This window comes from Sphingobium aquiterrae (assembly GCF_037154135.1).
Lineage (GTDB): Bacteria > Pseudomonadota > Alphaproteobacteria > Sphingomonadales > Sphingomonadaceae > Sphingobium > Sphingobium aquiterrae.
In genome coordinates, this window is the sequence record NZ_JBANFL010000030.1 from 40,429 (window position 1) to 47,496 (window position 7,068).

Below are 7,068 nucleotides of genomic sequence, written 5' to 3' on the forward strand. Positions count from 1 at the left end.
CAGGCGTGCAACCTACAGATGCGTCACCCAGCCATGCGGATCGGCCGCCGTGCCGCGCTGGATGGAGGTGAGCGCCGCATGCATCCGCTGCGTCAGCTGGCCCGGGCCACCGCTGCCGACGGTGAAATCGCCCTCGACCGAACGCACGGTGCCGACCGGCGTGACGACCGCCGCCGTGCCGCAGGCGAAGGTTTCGACCAGCCGGCCGCTCTGCGCATCGGCGCGCCACTGGTCGAAGGCATAGGGCGCCTCGCGCACGGTGATGCCCTGATCGCGCGCCAGGGTCAGGATGGAGTCGCGCGTGATGCCGGGCAGGATCGTGCCCGACAGCGGCGGCGTGACCATGGTGCCGTCATCGAACACGAAGAACAGGTTCATGCCGCCCAGCTCCTCGACCCAGCGGCGTTCGACCGCGTCGAGGAAGGCGACCTGATCGCAGCCCTTCTCGATCGCCTGCGCCTGTGCGACAAGGCTGGCGGCATAGTTGCCGCCGCATTTGGCGGCGCCGGTGCCGCCGGGCGCGGCGCGGGTATAATCCTGCGACACCCAGATGGTGATCGCCTTGGCCCCGCCCTTGAAATAGGCGCCGACCGACGAGGCAATGACCAAGTAGAGATATTCATGCGCCGGCCGCACGCCCAGGAACACTTCGCTCGCGAACATGAACGGGCGCAGGTAGAGCGCGCCGCCTTCGCCGGAGGGAATCCACGCCCGGTCGATCTCGACCAGCTGGCGCACCGATTCGATGAACACATCCTCGGGCAGCACCGGCATCGCCATGCGGGTTGCCGATTCGGCGAAACGGCGGGCATTGGCCTCCGGGCGGAACAGCGCGGTGGAACCGTCGGCCATGCGATAGGCCTTCATGCCCTCGAAGATTTCCTGCGCATAATGAAGGACGGACGCGGCCGGGTCCATCGGGATGGGCGCGCGCGCCGTCACCTTCGCGTCATGCCAGCCCTTGTCCACGCTGTAGCGGATGACGACCATGTGATCGGTGAACAGCTTGCCGAAGCCGGGGTCCACAAGCAACGCATCCCGCTGGTCTGCGGGCATCGGCGCAGCATTCGCTTCGATCGTGAACTCCAGAGCGGTCATGTCGTCCTCTTCATCCTGCCAGGCATGGCATGTGCATCAATGTTGCGCTGCAACACCATATTGGCGCATTAAACTTGCCCCGCCCTAAAAGATCAGGCAATATAGGTCAAGATGACTGTCCAAATTTCACCCGCCTCCCCGCTGTTCCTGCGCGAAGACGAGATTCGTCGCGGCGTGGAGCTGCTCTATTTCGGTTACAGCAATCTGACTAGATCGATCGACGAAGGTCTGGGCATGCTGGGGCTGGGCCGGGCGCATCATCGGGCATTATATTTCATCTCGCGCCAGCCCGACCTGACGGTGAGCGAATTGCTGAAGCTGCTGGCGATCACCAAGCAATCGCTTGGCCGCGTACTGAACGAGCTGGTCGAGCGTGGCTATATCGAATCCCGGCCGGGGCCGCGCGACCGCCGGCAGAAACTGCTGCGCCTGACGGCATCGGGCGCGGCCCTGGAAGCCGATCTGTTCCGGGCCCTGCGCGAGAAGATGGCCAGCGCCTATGCGCAGGCGGGCCAGGGCTCCGTCACCGGATTCTGGCGCGTGCTGGAAGGACTGATCCCGCAGGAGGACCGCTCCATGGTGGCGGCGCTGCGCAGCAGCTGATCGGCCTCCGCCCGGCGGGATGCAACCATGTGCGCCGTGAACGATTATCTCCCCTACCATGCACAGATACGGGAGATGATATGCGCGCCATTCCAGCAACGGTCCTTGCCCTGATAGCCGCGACGGGCCTTGCCGCCTGTTCGGAGAAATCGGCGGACACGGTCGAGGCGGCAGGCAATGCAATCGGCAACGATATCGGGCGAAGCATCGGCAATGCCGACGACAAGGTCGCCAACGGCCTCGACAAGGCTGGCGCCGCCATCGACCGGGCGAGCGACAGGATCGGCGCAGCCGCTTCCGACGCGGCGGCCGAGGCCCAGCATGGAGCCGCCGAGGCGAAGCGCAATGCCGGCGCAGCGCTGGAGAACGCCGGGAAAGACATGAAGAATTGAGCCTGCAAGGGGGCGGGCGCTGCAACGGCACCCGTCCCCGCCGGCACGAAGGCGCCTACAGCACCACGTTCCGCACGAAACGCACCACGCCCCGGCCGCCATTGGCGAAGACATAGGGCCGGTCGCTGGTGAAGATCAGGAAATCCCCCGTCTTCACCACCTGACGCCCCTCGGCGGTTTCCACATGCAGTTCGCCTGCGATCACGTACAGCATTTCATGCCAGGCGGCCGAATCGGCTTCCGCCGGGTAGCGCTCCCCCTCCGCCAGGGTCCAGATCCACAGCTCCGCCTCACGCGTGGCGGGGGCCGTGCCCAGCAAGATCGCCCGGCTGTCGGGATCGTCGCCGCGCCATGCGACGCTGTCGATCCGGCGATTGTCGGTCGCCTCGGGCGATCGCACGATCTCGGCGAAGCTGACGCCCAGCGCTTCGGCCAGACGATCGAGCGATGACAGGCTGACATTGGCCTCGCCGCTTTCGACCGCCACGATCATCCGGCGGCTGATGCCCGAACGCTCGGCGAGCGCGGACTGGCTCATCTCCCGCGCCTGTCGCAGCCGGCGGACATTGCCGGCGACATGGGCCAGGACATCGGGCCGCGCCGTGCCGCCGCCGGGGGCTTGACTGTGCAATATAGTGCTCATAACAGGCTGCGCACTATGTTGCACAACGCCGCTCTCGACAAGCCCATGCCTGCCCCCCGCCTGCTTATCGGCCGGGCGGAGCTGGCCTTGATCGGCATCACCCTGCTCTGGGGCACGACCTTCCTCATCGTGAAGACGGCCATGACGGTCTCCGGTCCCTTCTTCTTCGTGGGGCTGCGCTTCACCACGGCGGCGGGGATCGCGGCACTGCTCGCCATCCCCCATCTGCGCGGGACCACATGGCGGGAGGTCGCGGCGGGCGTGAGCATCGGTATCGGCATCTATGTCGGCTACAGCCTGCAGACCTGGGGATTGCAGACCATCGCCAGCAGCACCAGCGCCTTCATCACCGCCTGCTATGTGCCGCTGGTGCCGCTGCTCCAGTGGATCATCCTGCGGCGCAGGCCACATCTGATGAGCTGGATCGGCGTCGCCTTCGCCTTTGCCGGGCTGCTGCTGGTCGCCGGGCCGCAGCATGGCCTTGCCCTGGACAAGGGTGAGATGCTGACCTTGGTCAGCACCGTCGCCATCGCGTTCGAAATCATCCTCATCAGCCTGTGGGCGGGCAAGGTCGATGTGCTGCGCGTAACGGTGATCCAGCTGGCCGTGACCGCCCTGCTCGCCTTCGCCACGATGCCGGTGACGGGCGAAGCGGTGCCGCCCTTTTCATGGCTGCTGGCGACGACGGCCTGCGGGCTGGGGGCGATGAGCGCCCTCATCCAGCTTGTGATGAACTGGGCGCAGCGCACGGTGTCGGCAACCCGCGCGACGCTGATCTACGCGGCAGAGCCGGTCTGGGGCGGCATCATCGGGCGCATGGCGGGCGACCGGCTTGGCCCCGCCGCGCTGGTCGGCGGCGTGCTGATCGTCGCGGGCGTGATCGTCAGCGAGCTGCGCTTCAACCGCAAGGGCGGCTGAGTGCCCGGATCGCTCAGCTGCCAGCCTTCCTGATCGGCGGCATCGCATCCCACTGCGCCTTGCACGCGGTCGACATCTTGCCCTTCTTCCAGCAATTATCCTCGAACGGCGGCAGGTTGGCGTTGAAATTATAGCCGGGATTGCCGAAATATTGCTCGCCCGCCATCGTCAGCGAGCGGCGCAGCTCGCCCATGCGCTTCTGCGCCACTTCATACAGCTTGCCGCGATCGGCAAAGATCGCGTCGCGCCCGACGGACCCGGAAATCTCGCAGAAATTGCGCTGCGCCTGCACCGTCGAAAAGGCGGAATAGATGCGCGTGCCATATTGGTCGAAGGCCGTCTGCCCCGCCTTGCCCTTGCCCACCGTGCGCTGGAAATAGGCGCCGACCGTGTCGAAGGATCGGCCCAGTTCCGCCTTGTGATGGGCCAGCATCGCATTGTAGTTGCTCAGCGTCAGCAATGTCGGTTCGAACTGGCATTGCAGCGCCGCGACATTCAGCGCGGCGCGCATGTTCCACACCAGCCCCGCCTTCAGCTCTTCCGGCGTCGCGCCGGGCATGTTGAGGGCCATCGACGGCTCGGCCCCGGTCACGGGCGGGGTGGAAAGATCGGGCGGGCTCCAGAAGAACTGCGCGGACGCAGGAGACGCGCCCATCGCCAGCGCAGAAAACGCCGCGGCGAGCGTCAATACAGTCTTGCGGATCACGTGTGGCACCTTCTCTTCAATATTCTGCTGCCGGCCTTTGCCGGTCGCTCCCTGTATATGGCCGGACGCCCGAAACCTCCAGCCCTTCCCCGATGATGGCACGGCGCGCTTATTCTGGCGCGCATCGCCTGCACCGGGGATGAACATCATTGCTCCGTCAGCACCTCTGCGCTGTTGTCGGCGGCCTTGGGCGCGGCCTCATTGCCTGCAGCACCACCGGCAGGCTTCGCGGCGGTCGCATTGCCGGTTTCGGCAAGCGCCGTGCCTTCGGCACGCACGCCGTCCAGATCGGTCATCGCATCGGTCGTCGTGCCGTCCGCCTTTTCCAGATCCTTCAGCGCGACGCTGTTGCCCTGCGTGCCGCCACCGCCGCCACAGGCCGCCAGCATCGCGACCGCCGCAAGCGGGGCCACCAGACGCGCACCCGCTTTGGCAAGGGCAAGGAACGGCGTGACGGACGAGGGCATCCAGAACTCCTGCGATGATGGTCGGAAACGGCGGGACCGGAACGGCCCCGCCAAAGATCGGCGGACCTTAACGGCGGTCCCCGCATTGCTCAAGAGCGACGCAACCATCTGCCCGGCATCCACCCGCACGACCGCCAATCACGCCACCAGCGCGTCGATCTGCGCCGCCAGCGCCGTGTCGCGCGCGGAAAGGCCGCCGGCGTCATGGGTCGTGAGGGTGATCTCCACGCGATTATAGACATTGGACCATTCGGGATGATGGTCCACCTTTTCCGCCAGCAGCGCCACCCGGCTCATGAAACCGAAGGCATCCACGAAGCTGCCGAAGGTGAAGCTGCGCATGATGCCGTCCGGCTCCGACACGCTCGACCAGAGCGGCAGGTTGGCCAGCGCCATGGCGCGTTCCGTATCATCCAGTTTAACGACCATTCATCATCCTTCCCTTATGCCTTCAGCCAAGATGCTGGCCTCCATGCCATGCTTGCCCTATGTCGCAGCGATGGCAGAGCATGGTCAACCGCCGCATTTCGCGCCCGACGACGCCCGGATCGAGGCGCTGGCGCTGGAAACGCTGTCGCGCCTGCCAGACCCTTTCGCTGCCCATCTGAGGAATATCGTCCTCTTCGTCCAGGATTTCGCGACGGATGACGTGCTGGCGGAGATGGGCCTGGACGATCCCTTCCAGCTGACCGGCCTCTATTCCGGCCGGCCGATCGGGCAGGAAGCGCAGACCGGCGACATGCCGCCGACCATCCATCTCTATCGCCGCCCGCTGCTGGACGAATGGGTGGAAACCGGCGTGTCGCTGCCGGCGCTGATCGCGCATGTCGTCATCCATGAGGTCGGCCATCATTTCGGCCTGTCGGACGAGGACATGCACGCGCTGGAGGACATGGTCGCGGCATGAGCGCTGCCATGCTGACAGTGACGGGCCTGGGCTGCGTGCGCGGCGGGCGGATGCTGTTTTCGGGCGTGGACCTTTGCCTCCGCGCCGGGGAGGCGGGCCTACTGCGCGGCCCCAACGGCACCGGCAAGTCCAGCCTGATCCGCGTCATCGCCGGGCTGCTGCCGTTGTGCGCCGGCACCGTCTCACGCGAAGGCGCGATGGCGCTGGCGGACGAGGCGCTGGCGCTCGACCTCGACCTGCCGCTGGCCCGCGCGCTCGGCTTCTGGGCGGAGCTGGATGGATCAGGCGATGCGGGCGTCGTCGCGGCGCTGGACGCGACCGGCCTTGCGCGCCTTGCCGACATCCCGTTACGCATGCTCTCCACCGGCCAGCGCAAGCGCGCGGTGCTGGCGCGGGTGCTGGCCAGCAACGCGCCGATCTGGCTGCTGGACGAGCCCGCCAACGGCCTCGACACGCAGGGGATCGCGATGCTGGGCGACCTGATGACCCGGCATCTGGCGGGCGGCGGCATCATCCTTGCCGCCTCGCACCAGCCGCTGCCCTTCGCGCCGTGCATCGACATCGATCTTGCCGCGCTGCGCCCCAAGGATGAGGGCATGGAGGCCGGAGCATGACCATGCTCCTCCGCCTTGTCGCCCGCAACCTTGGCCAGTCCTGGCGCTCGGGCGGGCTGTGGCTGCCGGTCGCCTTCCTGCTGCTGGTCGCCGCGCTCTTCCCCTTTGCCGTCGGGCCCGATGCCACGCTGCTGGCGCGCGCGGGCGGCGGCATGTTGTGGATCGCGGCGCTGCTCGCGGCGTTGCTGCCCGTGGACCGGCTGGTCGCGCCCGATCGCATGGCCGGCGTGCTGGACCAGTTGGCGCTGCGCGGCATCGGCGAGGAATTCGTCGCGCTCGCCATCCTCATCGCGCACTGGTTGGGTTTCGGCCCGGCGCTGATGATCGCCGCGCTGCCCGCCGCCGCGCTGCTGAAGCTGGACGGCGACACCATCCTGCTGGTCGAAGCCGGGCTCGCCATGGGCACGCCGGCGCTGGCGGCCCTCGGCCTGATGGTCAGCGCCCTGACGGCCGGCCTGCGCTCCAGCGGCGCGCTCGCCGGGCTGCTCGCCCTGCCGCTCGCGGTGCCACTGCTCATCTTCGGGGCCGGATCGCTCGGGCCGGGGAGCGGCGCGGCGCTCAAATTCCTGGCCGCGTCCTCCCTGCTGCTGGTCGCCATCGCGCCCTTCGCGGCGGGCGCAGCCATCCGTGCGGGCCGCGAATAGGGTGTGGATCGGCGTGCAAAAAGGACCCCGTTAGCGGGGTGATCGGCGTCTAAAAGGGACCCCTCATTTCGATGGT

General features: G+C 67.2%; 11 protein-coding genes. 6 read left to right on the forward strand and 5 right to left on the reverse strand.

What is annotated here, in order from left to right; all coding sequences use genetic code 11:
- Nucleotides 1–12: 12 nt before the first annotated feature.
- Complete coding sequence (locus tag WFP78_RS21840) at nucleotides 13–1,098, reverse strand: branched-chain amino acid aminotransferase (RefSeq protein ID WP_336966528.1); 1,086 nt, start codon at nucleotides 1,096–1,098, stop codon at nucleotides 13–15.
- Nucleotides 1,099–1,209: 111 nt separating this feature from the next.
- Between WFP78_RS21840 and WFP78_RS21845 the strand changes: the two genes are divergently transcribed.
- Nucleotides 1,210–1,701, forward strand: coding sequence for a MarR family winged helix-turn-helix transcriptional regulator (locus WFP78_RS21845; protein WP_336966530.1), 492 nt, complete (start codon nucleotides 1,210–1,212; stop codon nucleotides 1,699–1,701).
- An 80-nt stretch (nucleotides 1,702–1,781) separates the two neighbouring features.
- Nucleotides 1,782–2,093, forward strand: a complete 312-nt coding sequence (locus tag WFP78_RS21850) for a hypothetical protein (protein WP_336966532.1) — start codon at nucleotides 1,782–1,784, stop codon at nucleotides 2,091–2,093.
- A 55-nt stretch (nucleotides 2,094–2,148) separates the two neighbouring features.
- Here WFP78_RS21850 and WFP78_RS21855 read toward each other — a convergent pair whose 3' ends face one another.
- Nucleotides 2,149–2,724, reverse strand: a complete 576-nt coding sequence (locus tag WFP78_RS21855; protein ID WP_336966534.1) for a helix-turn-helix domain-containing protein — start codon at nucleotides 2,722–2,724, stop codon at nucleotides 2,149–2,151.
- A 27-nt stretch (nucleotides 2,725–2,751) separates the two neighbouring features.
- Between WFP78_RS21855 and WFP78_RS21860 the strand changes: the two genes are divergently transcribed.
- On the forward strand, nucleotides 2,752–3,654 hold the full coding sequence (locus tag WFP78_RS21860) for a DMT family transporter (RefSeq protein WP_336966536.1): 903 nt from the start codon (nucleotides 2,752–2,754) through the stop codon (nucleotides 3,652–3,654).
- Nucleotides 3,655–3,667: 13 nt separating this feature from the next.
- Here the strand turns inward: WFP78_RS21860 and WFP78_RS21865 are convergent, their stop codons facing one another.
- The 3 genes from WFP78_RS21865 to WFP78_RS21875 form a co-directional block, all read right to left on the reverse strand.
- Entirely contained in the window at nucleotides 3,668–4,309 is a 642-nt protein-coding gene (locus WFP78_RS21865; protein WP_336966547.1) for a hypothetical protein, read from the reverse strand.
- A gap of 197 nt (nucleotides 4,310–4,506) precedes the next feature.
- A complete protein-coding gene (locus WFP78_RS21870; protein WP_419723018.1) occupies nucleotides 4,507–4,827 on the reverse strand; it encodes a hypothetical protein in 321 nt (106 codons plus the stop codon).
- Nucleotides 4,828–4,965: 138 nt separating this feature from the next.
- Nucleotides 4,966–5,256: a 4a-hydroxytetrahydrobiopterin dehydratase gene (locus WFP78_RS21875; protein WP_336966537.1), complete on the reverse strand. Its 291-nt coding sequence runs from the start codon at nucleotides 5,254–5,256 to the stop codon at nucleotides 4,966–4,968.
- Between the two features lie 70 nt (nucleotides 5,257–5,326).
- Between WFP78_RS21875 and WFP78_RS21880 the strand changes: the two genes are divergently transcribed.
- From WFP78_RS21880 to WFP78_RS21890, 3 genes are read left to right on the forward strand one after another with little or no spacing between them, the layout of a single operon-like run.
- Nucleotides 5,327–5,734 (forward strand): metallopeptidase family protein, encoded by a 408-nt coding sequence (locus WFP78_RS21880; protein ID WP_336966551.1) that lies wholly within the window; start codon nucleotides 5,327–5,329, stop codon nucleotides 5,732–5,734.
- Nucleotides 5,731–6,348, forward strand: coding sequence for a heme ABC exporter ATP-binding protein CcmA (gene ccmA, locus WFP78_RS21885; protein ID WP_336966539.1), 618 nt, complete (start codon nucleotides 5,731–5,733; stop codon nucleotides 6,346–6,348). The genes WFP78_RS21880 and ccmA overlap by 4 nt, the downstream gene beginning before the upstream one ends.
- Entirely contained in the window at nucleotides 6,345–6,992 is a 648-nt protein-coding gene (locus tag WFP78_RS21890; RefSeq protein ID WP_336966541.1) for a heme exporter protein CcmB, read from the forward strand. The genes ccmA and WFP78_RS21890 overlap by 4 nt, the downstream gene beginning before the upstream one ends.
- Nucleotides 6,993–7,068 lie beyond the last annotated feature (76 nt).